15 protein-coding genes are annotated in these 16892 nt (G+C 63.4%); 3 read left to right on the top strand and 12 right to left on the bottom strand.

Annotated elements, in window-relative coordinates:
* Positions 1–129: 129 nt before the first annotated feature.
* The 4 genes from JOD78_RS23300 to JOD78_RS23285 form a co-directional block, all read right to left on the bottom strand.
* The gene (locus tag JOD78_RS23300; RefSeq protein ID WP_209569392.1) at positions 130–3309 is read right to left on the bottom strand and encodes a CusA/CzcA family heavy metal efflux RND transporter; all 3180 of its coding nucleotides are present in this window, start codon (positions 3307–3309) and stop codon (positions 130–132) included.
* Between the two features lie 27 nt (positions 3310–3336).
* The gene (locus JOD78_RS23295) at positions 3337–4587 is read right to left on the bottom strand and encodes an efflux RND transporter periplasmic adaptor subunit (protein ID WP_209569393.1); all 1251 of its coding nucleotides are present in this window, start codon (positions 4585–4587) and stop codon (positions 3337–3339) included.
* Between the two features lie 8 nt (positions 4588–4595).
* The gene (locus JOD78_RS23290; RefSeq protein ID WP_209569394.1) at positions 4596–5882 is read right to left on the bottom strand and encodes a TolC family protein; all 1287 of its coding nucleotides are present in this window, start codon (positions 5880–5882) and stop codon (positions 4596–4598) included.
* Between the two features lie 69 nt (positions 5883–5951).
* A complete protein-coding gene (locus JOD78_RS23285) occupies positions 5952–6323 on the bottom strand; it encodes a cobalt transporter (protein ID WP_209569395.1) in 372 nt (123 codons plus the stop codon).
* 347 nt (positions 6324–6670) lie between these two features.
* On the opposite strand from JOD78_RS23285, the gene JOD78_RS23280 reads away from it, so the two are divergent.
* Positions 6671–7600, top strand: coding sequence for an NADP-dependent oxidoreductase (locus tag JOD78_RS23280; protein ID WP_209569396.1), 930 nt, complete (start codon positions 6671–6673; stop codon positions 7598–7600).
* Positions 7601–7650: 50 nt separating this feature from the next.
* Here the strand turns inward: JOD78_RS23280 and JOD78_RS23275 are convergent, their stop codons facing one another.
* From JOD78_RS23275 to JOD78_RS23265, 3 genes are all read right to left on the bottom strand, one after another.
* Positions 7651–8238, bottom strand: coding sequence for a carboxymuconolactone decarboxylase family protein (locus JOD78_RS23275; protein ID WP_209533893.1), 588 nt, complete (start codon positions 8236–8238; stop codon positions 7651–7653).
* 139 nt (positions 8239–8377) lie between these two features.
* A complete protein-coding gene (locus JOD78_RS23270; RefSeq protein WP_209569397.1) occupies positions 8378–8689 on the bottom strand; it encodes a hypothetical protein in 312 nt (103 codons plus the stop codon).
* A 284-nt stretch (positions 8690–8973) separates the two neighbouring features.
* Positions 8974–9879, bottom strand: a complete 906-nt coding sequence (locus JOD78_RS23265) for an alpha/beta hydrolase (RefSeq protein ID WP_209569399.1) — start codon at positions 9877–9879, stop codon at positions 8974–8976.
* 90 nt (positions 9880–9969) lie between these two features.
* On the opposite strand from JOD78_RS23265, the gene JOD78_RS23260 reads away from it, so the two are divergent.
* Both JOD78_RS23260 and JOD78_RS23255 read left to right on the top strand, forming a co-directional pair.
* Complete coding sequence (locus tag JOD78_RS23260) at positions 9970–10347, top strand: MerR family transcriptional regulator (RefSeq protein ID WP_134134354.1); 378 nt, start codon at positions 9970–9972, stop codon at positions 10345–10347.
* Between the two features lie 242 nt (positions 10348–10589).
* Positions 10590–11519: an amidohydrolase family protein gene (locus JOD78_RS23255; protein ID WP_209569400.1), complete on the top strand. Its 930-nt coding sequence runs from the start codon at positions 10590–10592 to the stop codon at positions 11517–11519.
* Between the two features lie 69 nt (positions 11520–11588).
* On the opposite strand, the gene JOD78_RS23250 is transcribed toward JOD78_RS23255, so the two are convergent.
* The 5 genes from JOD78_RS23250 to JOD78_RS23230 all read right to left on the bottom strand — a co-directional run bounded on the left by JOD78_RS23250 (position 11589) and on the right by JOD78_RS23230 (position 16890).
* Positions 11589–12911 (bottom strand): MFS transporter, encoded by a 1323-nt coding sequence (locus tag JOD78_RS23250; protein ID WP_121040870.1) that lies wholly within the window; start codon positions 12909–12911, stop codon positions 11589–11591.
* Positions 12912–12972: 61 nt separating this feature from the next.
* Positions 12973–13914: a hydroxyacid dehydrogenase gene (locus tag JOD78_RS23245; RefSeq protein ID WP_204726898.1), complete on the bottom strand. Its 942-nt coding sequence runs from the start codon at positions 13912–13914 to the stop codon at positions 12973–12975.
* Positions 13911–14600, bottom strand: a complete 690-nt coding sequence (locus JOD78_RS23240) for an RraA family protein (RefSeq protein WP_121040874.1) — start codon at positions 14598–14600, stop codon at positions 13911–13913. The genes JOD78_RS23245 and JOD78_RS23240 overlap by 4 nt, the downstream gene beginning before the upstream one ends.
* 47 nt (positions 14601–14647) lie before the next feature.
* Positions 14648–15568, bottom strand: a complete 921-nt coding sequence (locus JOD78_RS23235) for an SMP-30/gluconolactonase/LRE family protein (RefSeq protein WP_134223758.1) — start codon at positions 15566–15568, stop codon at positions 14648–14650.
* Positions 15565–16890, bottom strand: a complete 1326-nt coding sequence (locus JOD78_RS23230) for an MFS transporter (protein ID WP_209569620.1) — start codon at positions 16888–16890, stop codon at positions 15565–15567. The genes JOD78_RS23235 and JOD78_RS23230 overlap by 4 nt, the downstream gene beginning before the upstream one ends.
* Between the last annotated feature and the right edge of the window lie 2 nt (positions 16891–16892).

Genomic DNA, 16892 nt, shown 5'->3' with positions numbered 1-16892 from the left:
GTAAACCAGTTTCAACGGAAAATCTGACTTCGTCACATCAGCGGACAAAGTCCCTGATAAAAACAGGAGAGCCCCTGGCAGGCCCTCCTTCACGTCAGTGCGTCTCCTACTGATGAAGAGTTGACGCCCTCATGCTGCCCCCCTCCTCTTCCGCCAAAATCCAGACCGGCGCACCACGCCCTCTTCATCCCCCGCATGCGCCAGCCGGTACAGCAGCGGCAGCACCAGCAAGGTCAGCGCCGTCGAGGACAGGATGCCGCCGATGACCACGGTAGCCAGCGGACGCTGCACTTCGGCACCGGTCCCGGTCGCCAGCGCCATCGGCACGAAGCCCAGCGAAGCCACCAGCGCCGTCATCAGCACCGGACGCAAGCGGGTCATGGCCCCCTCGTGAATGGCCACATCCAGCGCTCGCCCCTCCTCGCGCAGACTGCGGATGAAAGAGATCATCACCAGCCCGTTGAGCACCGCCACCCCGGACAGCGCAATGAAGCCCACCGCCGCCGAGATCGACATCGGGATGTCGCGCAAGGCCAGCGCGAGAATGCCGCCGGTCAGCGCAAACGGAATGCCGGTAAACACCAGCAAGCCATCCTTGACGTTGCCAAACATGGCAAACAACAGCACGAACACCATCAGCAAGGCCACGGGAATGACGATCTGCAGACGCTGCGTGGCCGATTGCAGGTTCTCGAACTGGCCGCCCCAGGTGGTCCAGTAACCGGTCGGAATCCTGACCTCGGACTGCAACTGGCGCTCGGCATCAGCCACGAAACCACCCAGGTCCCGTCCGCGCACGTTGGCACTGACTACGATGCGGCGCTTGCCATCTTCGCGGCTGATCTGGTTGGGACCCGGCGCGATGTTGAGCGTGGCGACCTCACCCAGCGGAACGTAACTGGTACGCTGCGCGCCCTCCTGCGGCGGCAAGGCCACCGGCAGGCGACGGATCGCCTCCAGATCGGTGCGGGCCTGATCAGGCAGGCGCACCACGATGGCAAAGCGACGGTCGCCCTGGAACAGCGTCCCGGCTTCCTTGCCGCCGATGGCGGTGGCGATGGTGTCCTGGATGTCCGAGACATTGAGTCCATAGCGCGCCGTCTTCTGGCGGTCGATGTCCACCGTCAGCATCGGCAGGCCGGTGGTCTGTTCGATCTTGACTTCGGTGGCACCGGGGATCTTCTCCAGTACTGCCGATATCCTGGTCGCGGTCTCGTTGAGCACCTTCATGTCATCACCAAAGACCTTCACCGCAACATCACTGCGCACGCCCGAGATCAGCTCGTTGAAGCGCAGCTGGATGGGTTGCGAGAACTCGTAGCTGTTGCCCGGGATCTTTTCCACTTCGGACTGGATCGCGGCCAGCAACTCTTCGTGTGTCTTTCTCGGCTGGGGCCACTGGTCCTGCGGCTTGAGCATGATGTAGCCATCCGAGATGTTCGGCGGCATCGGATCGGAGGCCACTTCGGCCGTGCCGGTGCGGGCGAACACGCGTTCTATCTCGGGGAATGTCTGCTTCAGCGTGCGCTCGATCTGCTTTTGCATCTCGAGCGACTGGCTCAGGCTGGTACCGGGAATGCGCAGCGCCTGTACCGCCATGTCACCTTCGTTCAAACTTGGTACAAACTCCGTCCCCAGGCGCGTAGCGACTGCACCGCACACCACGATCAGGGCCCCGGCAAAGGTCAGCACCACGGCCTTGTTGTCTATGATGCGCTTGAGCATCGGCTCATACAGGCGCTTGGCCCAGGCCATCATGACGTTCTCCTTTTCCGCGACGCGCTCGCCGATGAAGAGGGCGATGGCGGCGGGAATGAAGGTGACCGACAGGATCATCGCGCCGACCAGCGCCGCCACGACGGTAAAGGCCATCGGCGTGAACATCTTGCCCTCGACGCCGGTGAGCGCAAACATCGGCAGATACACGATCATGATGATCAGCTGGCCGAACAGCAGCGGGCGGCGCGCCTCCTTGGCCGCAGCGAAGACCTCATGGAAGCGCTCGCTGCGGGTGAGCGTGCGGCCATGATGCTGCTGCGCATGGGCCAGCCTGCGCACGCAGTTTTCCACGATCACCACCGCGCCATCGATGATGATGCCGAAGTCCAGCGCACCCAGACTGAGCAGGTTGGCACTCACCTTGTTGGAGACCATCCCGGTGAAGGTGAACAGCATGGCCAGCGGAATCACGGTGGCCGTGATGATGGCCGCGCGGATGTTGCCGAGGAAGACGAACAACACCGCCACTACCAGCAAGGCTCCTTCGACCAGGTTCTTCTTGACGGTGGCGATGGCCTTGTCGACCAGTACGGTGCGGTCATACACGGTCACTGCCTCCACGCCCTGAGGCAGGGTGCGATTGATCTCGCGCATCTTCTTGTCCACCGCCTGCGAGACCTTGCGGCTGTTCTCGCCAATCAGCATGAACACGGTGCCCAGGACCACTTCGCGGCCATTCTCGGTGGCGGCACCGGTGCGCAGTTCCTGACCAATCCCCACCTCGGCCACATCGCGCACGCGGATCGGCACGCCCTTCACGTTGGCCAGGACGATGTTGCCGATGTCTTCCGTGGAACCCACCTGCCCCGGTGCACGGATCAGGTATTGCTCGCCGCGCCGCTCGATGTAGCCGGCACCGACGTTGTTGTTGTTCTTCTCCAGCGCCTTGACGACCGTGTCCATGGTCATGCCGTAGGAGGCCAGTTTCTCCGGTGAGGGTGCCACCAGATACTCCCGGGCGAAACCGCCGATGGTGTTGATCTCGGTGACGCCCGGCACCAGGCGCAGTTGCGGCTTGATGACCCAGTCCTGGATCTCGCGCAGGTCGGTGGCGCTATAGGGCGTGCCATCGGCCTTGCGCGCATCCTCCCTGGCCTCTACCGTCCACAGGTAGATCTCGCCCAGGCCGGTGGAGATCGGCCCCATGCCGGGATCGATGCCGGGGGGCAGCTGGCTTCTGGCCTGCTGGATGCGTTCATTGACCAGTTGCCGCGCAAAGTAGATGTCGGTGCCGTCCTTGAAAATCACCGTCACCTGCGACAGGCCATAGCGCGAGAGCGAGCGCACCTGTTCCAGATGCGGCAGTCCCGACATGACGGTCTCGATCGGATAACTGATGCGCTGTTCGGTCTCCAGCGGTGAATAGCCGGGCGCGGCGGTATTGATCTGCACCTGCACGTTGGTAATGTCGGGGACGGCGTCGATGGGCAGCTTCTGGTAGCTGTAGATCCCGTACGCGCCCATGCCGAGCACCGCCAGCAGGACCAGCCATCGATGCTCGATGGCAAAGCGAATGATGCGTTCAAACATGATTGTCGTCTTTCCTGAAGTCGCTGGTCAGTGGCTGTGCTCGGCAGAACCCTTGCCCAGTTCAGCCTTGATGGCGAAGCTGCCGGTGGCGGCATAGCCGGTACCGGCATCGAGGCCCGAGATAATCTCGACGGACTTGCCATCGGAACGTCCCAGGCGTACTTCCCTGACCACGAAGCCATCCGCATCACGGACGAACACCACGTTCTTGCCCTCGACCGTCTGGATGGCATCGGCTGCAACGGCCACCGGGACCTGTGTCTCGCCGGCGATCACCTCGACATTGACGAACAGGCCCGGACGCCAGAGGTCACCGGTATTGGGCAACACCACATGGGCCTTGGCCGTACGGCTCTGTTCGCCGATCAGGGAGCCGACGTAGGAGATCTTGCCTTCGGCACTGGCATCGAAGGCGGTGGCACGCACCACCACCTTCTCACCGACCCGGACCGCCTGCATGTCCTTGGGCGAGACGATGATCTCGGCCCAGACACTGGAGAGATCGGAGATCAGGAAGGCATTGGCATCCTCGCGCACGGCCTCGCCCAGGCCGAGGTGCTTCTCGACCACGATGCCGTCGAAGGGCGCGCGGATTTCATAGCGGTTGAGGTTGCCGGACGATGTGCCCGTGGCTCCGATGGCACGCAGCTTCTGTTGCGCATTGCGCACCGCCACCTCGGCCTCGCGCAGCGCGGCTTGCGCTTGCAGATAATCCTGTTCGGCCGAAATCTTCTGTTCCCACAGGTGCTTCTCGCGCTGATACGCGCTGCGGGCCAGCGACAGGCGCTGTTCTGCATTGAGCAGGTCGGAGCGCTGCTCGGAGACGGCACTGCTGCTGATGACGGCCAGTACCTGGCCTTTCTTGACCTTCTGGCCCAGATTGGCCGAGACCGATTCGACGATGCCGGCGACCTGCGGGACTACGTGCGCTGTGCGATCTTCATTGAAACGGATCTCGCCCGGCAGCTGCACGGTGGACCTGATCTGCAGGGGACCGGCCGTGTCGACCCGGATGCCGGCGGCGGCAATCTGCTCCTTGCTCAGGGCGATCTTTCCTTCTTCCTTGTGCTCATCGTCCTTGTGCTCGTCGTCCTTGTGCTCATCATGCGCACTCTTGTCCTTGTGTCCGCCCTCTTCACGATGCTCGCCATCTTCCTGGTGGGCGTCCGGCTTGGCGTTGCTACCCTGAGCGGAGTTGCCCTTCATCAGGATGATTCCCGACACGAGCGCTGCAATGGCGATGATCGCCGCGATGGTGAATGTCTGCTTCTTTGTCATGGTTGTTCTCACTCTGCTGGAAGGGTCTCGACGCCGGCCAGGCGATCAAGATCGGCGGCGGCCTGGAAGGCGGTGGACAGGGCTTTCCAGTACTGCGCCTTGGCCTGGAAATAGGTGCGCTGGGCGTCAAGGACGTCCAGATAAGCGAACTTGCCTGCTTCAAATCCGGTACGGGCGGCCTGGTAGGCCGATTGCGCGGCCGGGACGATGTCGTTGCGCAAGGCCGTGGCCTCTTCCCTGGCATTGCGCAGGCGCTCGAAGCCCTGTGCGGCCTCGCCCTGCATTTGCACCTCGGCCACCGCCAAGGTATCGCGTGCGATATCGACGCGCTTCAAGGCTTCCAGCTCATTGCCCTGGTTGCTGTCGAAGACCGGGATGGGCACGGAGAAACCCACCACCCACATGTTGCGGGCACTGGATTCATCGCGCTTGTTGCCCAGGGTCAGGCTCACATCGGGAGTGCGCTTGCTGGTCTCGATCCGGGCCAGTGCACGGCGGCGCTCGACTTCAAGCCGGGCCAGGCTCACGGCCGGGCCATTGGCGACCTGTTCGGTCAGCTGTGCAATCGCCGGCAAAGGCGGCAGGGACTCGACGCCGCCTTCACTCAACTGAACGCGGTCATTGCCACCACCCCACAGCATCGCGAGGGTTCTTCGTGCGAGGAGCAGCTCGCTGTTGGCTTGACTGAGTTCCAGTTGCGCGCCGGACTGCGCCACCTGCGCCTTGGTCTGTTCGACGGGAGAAATCTTGCCTGCCGTAACGCGCCGACCCGTCATCTCGGCCGCGGTCTTCGCCAATCCGAGCAGTTCGCTGGCAAGACGCTGCCGCTCGGTGGCGACCATCACGTCGACATACGCGGCCACCACGGCGGCGCGCAGTTCGCTGCGTTTGGCGGCGTATTCCAGCACGGCCATGTCGCGGGCGCGCTGCGCGGCGTCGATGCGGGCACCGCGCTTGCCGCCGAGTTCGATGGCTTGATTGATCTGGTAGGTGGTGGTGCGGCTGGATTTGCGGACATCCTCGATCAGTGCCGAGAATTCCGGATTGGGCCGGGCACCCGCTTGCAGGATCGTGGCCTCGACGGCCTCAATCTCTTTGCGGGCGGCGGCCAGCGTCTTGTTGTGGTCAAAGGCCAGGCTGATCGCGGTTTGCAGCGAGAGCGGGCCAGCTTCCCGGTCCAGGGCGGATGCCGTGGCGGGCAGAATGGATTGCGGGTTGGATTGCGCGGGTGATTGCGCATGGCTGGAACCGGCCGCAAGCAGCGCCAGCCCCAGCGTGAAGCTGTGACGAAACATCGAATTCTCCGGTGATGAAAAGGGGAATTCGGCGAGAGCAGATGATGGGTGTGGATTGTCCTCGCCGACTCAGGCGGCGAGCAGCCAGTTGGGCTTGTCGGGCCCGTCGGCGATGTGGGAGGCAGGATGGGAACCGTGCTTGAAATGGGCGGATACACGCGTGGCCAGCGGCGCGATGAGGAGCCTGCTGCCGGCCTGTACCGACTTCATGGCGCAGAAGTGGCAGAGGGAACAATCCAGGTCGAGCTCCCCTGCTTTGGATTCCTTGGAGTCCTTGGAGTCCAAGGATTTCGCCTGCGCGTGCGTCTCGGCGGCGGGGTGGTCGTGATGTCCCAGGTGCGCGGACGTACTCTCCTTTTCCGCCTGGCAATACGATGCCACTGCCGCCCAGGAGAGCTGCATCGGCAACAGGAAGGCAAGCAGGAGAATCAGTGCACGCATGGTGGAAATGAGAGATGGCGACCAGCCAGTCTGGCAAGAAGCGGGGGCGATTATGCACCGTCGTACAGCGACGCGTCAAAGGCCTTTCGCTGTGCGGGCCTGCATCGGCTGGCCCAGACGCGTGGTTTCCGGGAATGAATACTAAGGAGCGGGTGGAGACAGAAAGATTGCCGAGTCATTACAGCGCTGTAATGACTTCGGCCAGGCTGGCCTTGCATCAGCAAGGCTGATCGGCTGAATCTGCAGGACCGATTTGCACGACCGTGAGTCGACTCTCTAGTATCCGTGCATGGCCTCCTGCGAGGAGGAATGCGGCATCTTCACAAGCACTCCATGAAAGACACACGATGAATACGCAAGCCATCCGCTATCACCAGTATGGCCCGCCCGATGTCATGGCCCTGGAAGCCATTGCGCAGTTCCCGCTGGAACCCGGCCAGGTCCGCGTCAGCCTGCGGGCAGCGGGCGTGGCTCCGCTGGATGCCAAGCTGCGCGCGGGCCTGCTGCAAGCTCAGCTGGCGTTGACGCTGCCCAAGGTACCGGGCCGCGACGGTGCGGGCGTGATCGTCGAATCGCGGGCAGAGGGTCTCCCTGTCGGTGAGCCCGTGTGCGTGATGGCCGACATGTTCGGCCAGGGCAGCTACGCCGACAGCATCGTTGTGCCGGCCGCGCGCGTGGTCAGGCAGCCGTCCACGCTCTCGACCAGGCAGGCAGCCGCCTTGTTGCAGCCCGGTGCCAGTGCCTGGATCCCCATCGTCAAGACGGCGCAGGTGCGCAGCGGGATGAAGGTACTGGTGCACGCCGGGTCGGGTGCAGTGGGGAGTCTGATGATCCAGCTGGCGCTGCATCTGGGGGCCGAGGTCTGGGCGACCTGCAGCAGCGCCAACCGGGATGATGTCCTGGCACTGGGCGCGGCCGGGGTCATCGCCTATGACAAGGAAGACTTCTCGGCCCTGCGGGGATTCGACGTCGTGTTCGACTTGGTGGGCGGCAACACCCACGACCGCTCCTATCCGGTGCTCAAGCCGGGCGGCCAGCTGGTCTGGCTGGTCGCATCAGCGATCCGGGAGCGCGGCGAGGAATTCAAGGTGCGCGTGGTCCGCGCGATGATTGATGATGCCCCGGAGTGCCTGCGCGCGGTGGCGAAGCTGGCAGAGGAACGCGTATGGGTGCCGACGGTCGGCCAGTGCTTCCCGCTGGCCGAAGCTGCCCGCGCGCATGCCTTGCTGGAGTCAGGCAAGGCAGCGCGCGGCCGGATCGTGCTGGATATCCCCTGATTCAAACATGGGGGCGGAATGTTTGAATTTCCGCCAGGGTCGCCCTCCGCTCAACGCGCAGCTTGACCGGTCTGTTCCGCAAAGGGCAGCGCGCCATCGCCGTGGCGCACATGGAAGACATTCAGGGTCATCGCCACCAGGGAGTAGTAACCCAACAAACCCACGAGATTGACCAGCACCTCGATGCCGAAACGCTGTTCGGCTTCCCGGTACAAGGGGTCGGAAATGCGTTTGGTCTCGTAGAGTTCCTCCACCAGTTCCCAGATCATCTGTTCATCACGCGCAGCGAAGTCAGGGCGCTCGCCGCGACGGATCCGTTCGACGTTGGCCGCGTCCAGTCCCGCTTCGATCCCGATCGGATAGTGGATCTGCCATTCGGCCTGGGCTTGCCACCTGGCGGCGGTGCACAGGATGGCCAGTTCCGACAGGGACAAGGGCAGCTGCGTGTGATAGCGGCAGAATGCGCCCAGCTTCTGCGCATGCTGGGCCAGTTCGGGACTGTGGATCCAGGACAGGAAGGGGCCGGCGAGGTTGCCGCGCGGGCCCTTCAGGATATCGTCCAGGACTTCCTTTTGGGCCGGCGTGGCGGTGGAGACGTCGACGGCGGGGAGACGGGGCTGGCTCGTGTCTTGCTGCATGGGCTTCCTTGGCAAAGGCGGGAGTGACGGAAGCGAGCATGATAACGCCCGATCCGGCTGCGGGGCACCAGCCTGGTGTGCAGCTCATCTTGCCCGCCGCCTCTCCACGCCCGACTATGTTCTGCGAGGGCGCAATGGCCTACTGGCTGGACAGCACACCCAGGACGATGAATCCCGCCAAGGTGATCAGCTGCAGAACGAACAGGATCGACACCGGCTTGTTCTGCCAGGGCTTCTGGATGCAGGCGTAGATCGCCAACAGACAGCCGCCGGCAAATGCAGCGTACAGGACGAAGTTGAACAGTGCCCCGATCAGGTAGACGCCGGCCATCGGGCCCATCCCGGAAGCACCGAACCTGGCCGTGGATATCGTCAAGACCGCCAACCCCACTGGCCCCCAGAACAGCAGCCCCGAGAGGAACAGCACCAGACTGCCCCATGGGTTGCGCACGGCAGCGGCCGGGGATGGAGAATTTTCCGGGGACGGGATTTCCGGGGTTGGAGTTTGGGGTGAGCGGGATTCTGGCGATGAGTTTTCTTGTGGTTGCATGGCGCGCGGAATCTCAGGTAGACACGGAAACTGCCGGGTACTGACGCCAGCAGCGCAGCACCGAACAGTGCTGCTGTAGAGTCCTTTCCGATTCCGGAAGTTCTCGCTTGGCGAGAATTTTCTTTCATATTGCTGCAGCTTTTCGCGAGCCAGCCAGCCGTGGAAGCATCATCCGCGATATCCCGTTAGCGATCAGCATGCTTGTTCAGGAAGGCAGCCAGGTCCGCATTGAAGCGGATCGGTTCCTCGATGAATGGTGCGTGTCCGGAATCAGGATAGACAATGCTTTCAATCGCGGGATTGAGCTGACGCGCCCGGGCAATCGCCGGTTCTGTCCTGACCAGCGCATCTTTGCCGCCGTAGAGGAACAGCAGCGGAATCCTGGCACGGCTGAGGCCCTGCTCAGCAAACACGCTCATGGACTGCACTGCCTTCTGCATCGGCCATGACGCCATGGCGGCATTGGCCAGCAGCCGGGAGAACGTGGCCTCATCGGGCTTCCTGTTGAAGCACAGTGCGAGGAAGGCACGCTCGCCGTCCAGATGTGTCTTCAGGTCCGGCGAGATCATGTCCTTGTACACCTGCGGATGTGAGGTGATCTGCTCGGCGTTCAGCTCCACCACACCGTCGACGTAGACGGCACCGCGAATGCTTGCATCGCCGTAGGCAGCCAGATAATTCGAGATGACCACGCCTCCCAGCGACCATCCGACCAGGACCGCCCCCTTTGCATGGGCCGCCTGAATCACCGCTGCCAGATCTGCGGCCCAGATGCGTCCATCCCGGTATGCATTCTCGGTTGCTGGCTTGTCCGATTTACCGTGTCCGCGCAGATCGTAAGAAATCAGACGGTACTTCGCCAGTGCGCCATCGGCGAACTGTGCTTCCCAGTTCAGGTGGCTGCCCAGCAGACCGTGGATGAACAGCACGGGCGGCCCGTCGGGATTGCCCGCCTCCTGAATGGTCAGGACGACGCCATCAGGGGCTACGGCAGAATATTCTTTCAAGCCGGAGTGCGCCCAACCCGGACCGGCAAAGGGCAGGGACAGGATCAGCAAGAAAATGAATCGGCAAGACTGCTGGACAAGCATGGGGAACTCCTCATTGAGCAAGTGGTTTAGACTTGCAGTCTCAACCCTGACATCAATGTGAGGGTCAAGCCATTTTTTGGAGTCAAGGCGATGAAGACCAAACAGCGCCACAGCCAGCTTTCGATTGGCGAGCTGGCCAACAGCACCGGAGCCAGCATTCGAGCCATTCGGCACTATGACGAACAGGGCCTGCTGGCTTCCACCAGATCGGACAATGGCTACCGGATGTTTTCAACACTGGCGGTCACCCAGGTGAAACAGCTCCGCCGCTTTCTCGACGCAGGATTCAATCTGGCCGAGATCAAGGGTTTTCCCGAATGCATGCTGATCGTCGATGGCGCACTGGCCTGCCCGGAAACCAAAGGCGTACAACGGACAAGGCTGCTGGCCATCGACAAGCAAATCACGGAATTGCAGAAGCGCCGCTTGCAGTTGCGCTCGATGCTGGAGGACAGCGCTGGCCAATGAACGGCCGGCATCGCCGGCTGATCACTTCGTTGCAGAATGTCACTAACGCAAGCAGTCAATCGTTCGAGGCGTCGTCAACAGGCATCTCGGCCTGAATTGCAATCCATTCCCCGCAGTTATGAATGCAGAAAAAAAAGGAAATAGTCTGCATCCCACCCCATCACTAGACTCCATGGCAGACGCTGGTGCCCTCTGATCTGATGCGCCCCGGCCGTCCCGACAACAACAATGCAAGGAGACCCATGGTCAACAGAAGACAATTCCTGGCCGGCAGCCTGCTCGCCTGTACTGCAGCGCGCTCGGCCATCGCCCAGTTCATTCCCAACTCAGCCGGCGACCAGCCGCCCCGGCTCAAGGCGCCAGCGCTGGCCTGCGACAGCCATCACCACATCTATGACGCGCGCTTCCCGGTCTCGCCGCACTGGCGCGGCGGCCGCCCCGACGGCGCCACCGTGGCCGACTACCGGCGCCTGATGGCCAAGCTCGGCATCGCCCGCAACGTGGTGGTCCAGCCCTCCACCTATGGCAGCGACAACCGCTGCCTGCTCGATGCACTCACCCAGTTCGGCGCGCAGGCACGCGGCATCGTGGTCATCGACGATGACGTGGAACTGGCGCAATTGAAGGAGATGGATCAGTTGGGAGTACGCGGCGTGCGGGTCAACTTCCTCTCGCCGCAAAGCTGGGGCATCACTACCGTGGACCGCTTGCTGCGCACGGCAAAGCGCATTGCGCCGCTGGGCTGGCATGTGCAGGTGCTGATGTCGGGCGCGCAGATCGCCGAGCATGAAACCGTGCTGGCCGGCCTGCCCACCCCGGTGGTGATCGACCATCTGGGCCGCATCCCGCAGCCGCAAGGACTGGATCATCCCGGCGCACAAGCCATCCTGCGCCTGCTGGCCAAGGGCAATACCTGGATCAAGCTCTCCGAGCCCTATGCCGATACGTTGCAGGGGCCGCCCGATTATCCCGATACCAGCCTGCTGGCGCGCGCCTATCTGCAGGCGGCACCGCAGCGCACGCTGTGGGGCAGCGACTGGCCGCATCCCACTGAAAAGATCAAACCGGATGACGCCGTGCTGTTCGACCTGCTGGCCGCCTGGGCCCCTGATCCGGCGCTGCGCCATCAGATCCTGGTGAGCAATCCGGCAAGCCTGTTCGGTTTTTCCTGAAACCGCGACACGCAATGCAAAAGAGCCGCCTGCGCAAGCAAGGCGGCTCTTTTGTCATCACGCTTGTGCTCAGCGCACGGCTTCCTTCAAACCACCGGTAGCGGCCACGCGCGACTTGCGCGACAGCACCAGCAGGATGGCCACGCTCACCACCGACAAGCCCACCAGCGGCAACAAGGCCATGGCGTAGCTGCCGGTCGCATCCTTGATCCAGCCGTAGGCGTTGACCATCAGGCCACCGCCGATCAGGTTGGAGACGGCATTGATCCCCGCCAGTCCGGCCGCGGCCGAACCCGTGGCCAGCCAGGTCGAGGCCATGGCCCAGAACGGTCCCTTGAACGAATATGCGCCAATCAACACCATGGTCAGCAGCAGCACCACCGGGGCCAGCGTATTGGCCAGCGATGCCAGCGCAAGGCCGCCACCGATGAGGATCAGCGGAATGGCGGTATGCCAGCGGCGTTCACCGGTCCGGTCGGAATGACGGCCCCACCACACCATCAGCACCGAGGCCACCAGGTAGGGAATCGAATTGACCAGGCCGGTCTGCATCACCGTCAGCCCGAAGGACTTGAGCAACTGCGGCTGCCACACGTTCAACACCGAACCGGCCGCCGAAGCGCAGGCACACACCAGGGCCATGCCCCACACATGCGGCTGGCTGAACAGCTTCCACAAGGGAATGTGCTGCTTGGCGGTACGGCTGGCCGCTTCCTTGTTCATGGTGGCAACCAGCCACTGGCGCTGCGCATCATTGAGCCAGCGCGCCTGGTCCGGACGATCCGTCAGGAAGAACAGGCAGACCACGCCCAGCAACACGGTCGGCAACCCTTCCAGCAGGAACAGCCAGTGCCAGCCGCGCAATCCGCCGATGCCATCCATCTGCAGCAGCAGCGCCGAGACCGGCGAGGCCACGAAGCTGGCCGCCGGGATCGCCACCATGAACAGCGCCACGATGCGGGCGCGATATGCCGATGGCACCCAATAGGTCAGGTACAGCACCACCCCAGGGAAGAATCCGGCCTCCGCAGCGCCCAGGATGAAGCGCACGAAATACAGCGAAACCGGCCCCTGCACGAAGGCAGTACAGGCCGAGATCAGGCCCCAGGTGACCATGATGCGGGCCAGCCATTTGCGTGCGCCGAACTTCTGCAGTGCCAGGTTGCTGGGCACTTCGAAAATGAAATACGCAATGAAGAACAGGCTGCTGGCAAAGCCGAACATCTTGGGCGAGAGCCCGATGTCGTGGTTCATCTGCAAGGCCGCCATGCCGATGTTGCCGCGGTCGATGAAGGCAAACAGGTAGCACAGCATCAGGAAGGGCAGCAAGCGCCAGGTCACCTTGCGCACGGTCTCTTGTTCGAGCCGCTTGTCGTCTTGGATGGTCTCCATGTCTCTCTCTCGGAAGTCGGGTGCCGCCTGTGTCGGCGGCTGGCCCGTCAGTCATTATGAATCAGCCGGTAACGGTCTGTTCGTTCAATACCGCCAGGACATTGCTGGCCGCCCCGGTGCCCATGGCGATGTAGGCATCGGCCGTCACGCCGCCGATATGCGGGCTCAGGATGGCGTTGCTGACGTCCTGCAGCGGATGCGGTGCGGTGAAGGGTTCCTTCTCGAAACTGTCCAGGCCGGCTGCGCGCAGCTTGCCCGAAGCCAGTGCCGCGATCAGTGCCGGTTCATCGATCAGTCCGCCACGCGCCGTGTTGACCAGGATGGTGCCGTCCTTCATGCGGGCCAGCGATTGCGCATTGATCATGTGCTTGTTGTCGGCCGTCAGCGGGCAGTGCAGCGAGACCACGTCGGATTGCGCAAACAGCGTATCGAGATCGACCAGCCGCACGCCTTGCGGAGCGTCTTTCGCATACGGGTCATAGGCCAGCACCGGCATCTCCAGCGCGACCGCCACAGCAGCCACGCGACGCGCGATGGCACCGATGCCGACCAGGCCCAGCGTGCGTCCGCGCAGCTCCAGGCTCTTGTGGGTGGACTTGTCCCAGTGGCCTTCGCGCATGCGCTGGTCCAGTCCGACCACGTTCTTGGCGCAGGCCATGATGAGCGCCCAGGTATGCTCGGCCACCGCCGGCGCATTGGCACCGGCCGCTGCCTTGACGGCAATGCCGCGCGCCTTGGCCGCTTCGGTATCGATGGAATCGATGCCGGTGCCGTGCTTGGAAATCACGCGCAGGCCAGGGGCCGCATCCATCACGCGCGCGCTCACGCCGCCATAGCGCACGATGATGGCCACCGGCAGATGTTGCTGCACCAGCCTGACCATGTCTTCCTCGGTCGGCTTGGCACCGGCATAGACCAGCTGAAAGTCGCGCAGGATCTCAACCGCTTGCGGTGCCAGGTCGACACCGGTGACGATCACCACTTCCTTCTTGAAAGCGATCACAGCGATTCTCCTTCGGCCAGCACGCCGCCCTTGCGCAATGCGCCTTCCAGCCAGGCCGGGCGCAGCGGGCCGCCACCACGGATTTCGGTGAGGCGCTTGGTTTCATCGGCCACCTTCTTGGCGGCAGCCGCCAGCAGCGATGCGGCTTTCTCACGCTCGACCACCACCACGCCATCGGCGTCGCCCACGATCAGGTCACCCGGCTGCACGGCGGTGCCGCCCACCGAGACCGGCCAGTTCACGCGGCCGGCGATGTTCTTGGTCGGGCCGTTCGGATTGGCGCCCACGGCATAGACCGGAAAGCCGATGGCACGGATCGCTTCGGTATCGCGCACCGAGCCATAGATGATGATGCCGGCCAGGCCGCTGGCCTTGCATTGCGACACCATGATCTCGCCCATCAGCGCGCAGGTCTCATCACCCTTGCCATCGATGACCAGCACGTCGCCCGGCTTGGCGATGGCCATGGCGGCGTGGATCATCAGGTTGTCACCGGGACGCACTTCCACCGTCACGGCCGGTCCGGCCACGCGCATGGAGGGCGACAGCGGTGCCACGCGGCTGCACAGGGTGCCGCGACGGCCGGCCACATCGGCCAGGATGGAGGCCGGGAATTCTGCGGCCTGCGCCACGATGGCAGCGTCGACGCGTTCGATGTCGCGGATGAAATCAGGTTGGGTGCTCATGGGGATCCTTTGATGAAAGAATTGAAGATGCAGTCAGGGGACCACGCTCAAGCGTGGGAATACATGGGCAGGCCGGCCACCGGCACGTCGGCGCGCAGGATGGATCCGGTCTGGGATTCGGTGATGAAGAGGCTCTTGCCATCCACTCCGCCAAAGGCCAGGTTGGTGGTCGAGATGCCGGCCGTGGAGCGGATGCGCAGCAAGGGTTCGGCAAACTTCGACAGACGCCAGATGGAACCGAAGCCGGTGTGGGCGATGTAGAGGCAGCTCTCGGCATCCAGCGCCAGGCCATCAGGACCGGCCATGCCGCCGTGCAGGTTGGCGAACACGCCGACCTTGCCGACCACGCCGTTGTGATGCAGCGGGATGCGCCAGATCTGCTGTGCCCGCGTGACCGCCACCAGCAGGTGGTTCAGGGCCGGGTCATAGACGATGCCGTTGGGACTGGGAATGGTGTTGATGAGGCAGGTCAGCTGGCCATCAGGTGCCAGGCGATACACGCGCCCGGTGGCATCCTGCAGGCCGGTCTGGCCCTGGTCGGTGAAATAGATCTCGCCCTTGGGACCGAACACCAGATCATTGACGCCCTTGAAGCCTTCCGAGCCGACCGTTTCCAGCAGCGGCGTGACGGTGCCGGTATCGGGATCGAGCTGCACCAGGCCGCGCTTGTAATCGGTGATGACGATGCGGCCGCTCTTGTCGATCTTCAGGCCATTGGGCCAGCCGTCGTATTCGGTGACCAGTTCCCATTGGCCGTCCATGCTGATGCGGAAGATGCGGCCATAGGGAATGTCGGTGACGTAGAGCCGGCCCTGGCGGTCGAAGGACGGGCCTTCGAGGAAGGAATCGATGGGCAGGCCGCCCCGGTTGGCATCGCCCCAGGCATTCTTGCGGGGGGTACGAAAATGATCGGGCAAGCGCGTGAAGACGCTGGCTTCGACCGTGGGAGGCGGGGCAAAGAAGCTCATGCTGTTTCCTTGGAAGTGGAAGGGGCACGGGACGGATCACCCAGTGCCAGCGTGATGACGGCACCCAGCAGCAAGGCACCGGCCACGAAGATCAGCGGATAGGTAAAGCCCTGGGTGCTTTCGCGGATGAAGCCGATCACCGACGGGCCGACGAAGCCGCCCAGATTGCCGATGGAGACGATCAGCGCCAGGCCGCCGGCGGCCGCGCGGCCGGTCAGGAAGCCCGAAGGAATGGCCCAGAAGGTCGCCTGGAATGACAGGATCGACGCCACCGCTATGGTGATGGCCAGCATCTTCAGCAGCGGCGTATGCAGGAAGGCCGAAATGGCCAGCGACAGCGCCGCCAGCACGATGGCCCCGGCCACGAAGAACAGGCGGTGCGCACTGCGATTGGCCAGGCGCGCCCACAGCGTCATGGCCACCGCGCCGACCAGGTAGGGAATGGCCGCCACCAGGCCGACCTGATGCGAGGGCAGTCCGAACTCGCGGATGATCTGCGGCAGCCACAGGCCGATGCTGAGCGAACCGATGATGCCGCAGAAATTCGTACCAGCCAGCGCAAAGACACGCCAGTTGGTGAAGGCATCCTTGAGCTTGTTGCCATGGCGGGCGGCCAGCACGTTCTGCTCGGTGGACAATTCGTTTTCCAGCCACTGCTTTTCAGAAGGCGTGAGCCAGGCCGCCTTGGACGGACGATCCGGCAGCAGGAACAGGCACAGCACACCCAGCAGCACGGCCGGCAGTGCCTCCAGCAGCAACAGCACCTGCCAGCCCTTGAAGCCCCACATGCCGTGCAATTCCATGAGCGCACCCGACAGCGGCGAACCGATGATGTTGGCCACCGGGATGCCGATCAGGAAAAAGGCCGTGGCCTTGCCGCGCCAGGCACCGGGGAACCACTGCGTGAAATACAGGTAGATGCCCGGCGTGAAGCCGGCCTCGGCCATGCCCAGCAGGAAGCGCGCCAGTGCAAAGCTCTTGGGGCCGACCACGAAGGCGGTGGCCATCGAGATCACGCCCCAGGAAATCATGATGCGCGAAATCCACATGCGCGCGCCGAAGCGATGCAGCGCCAGGTTGCTGGGAATCTCGAAGAAGAAGTAGCCGATGAAGAACAGACCCGCGCCCAGACCGAACTGCGAGGGCGTCAGGCCCAGGTCCTTGTTCATGGTCAGCGCGGCGAAGCCGACGTTGATGCGGTCCAGATAGCTGACCACGTAACACAGCAGGATGAAGGGGATGAGGCGGCGCATCACCTTCTTCATGGTGGCTTCTTCGCTGACGGCGGCGGTCGCGCCCGCTACGGCGGTGGGTTGCGCCATGG

This window comes from Herbaspirillum sp. 1130 (assembly GCF_017833835.1).
GTDB classification, from domain to species: Bacteria; Pseudomonadota; Gammaproteobacteria; order Burkholderiales; family Burkholderiaceae_D; genus Herbaspirillum; species Herbaspirillum huttiense.
This window is presented reverse-complemented; position numbering and strand designations above follow the sequence as displayed.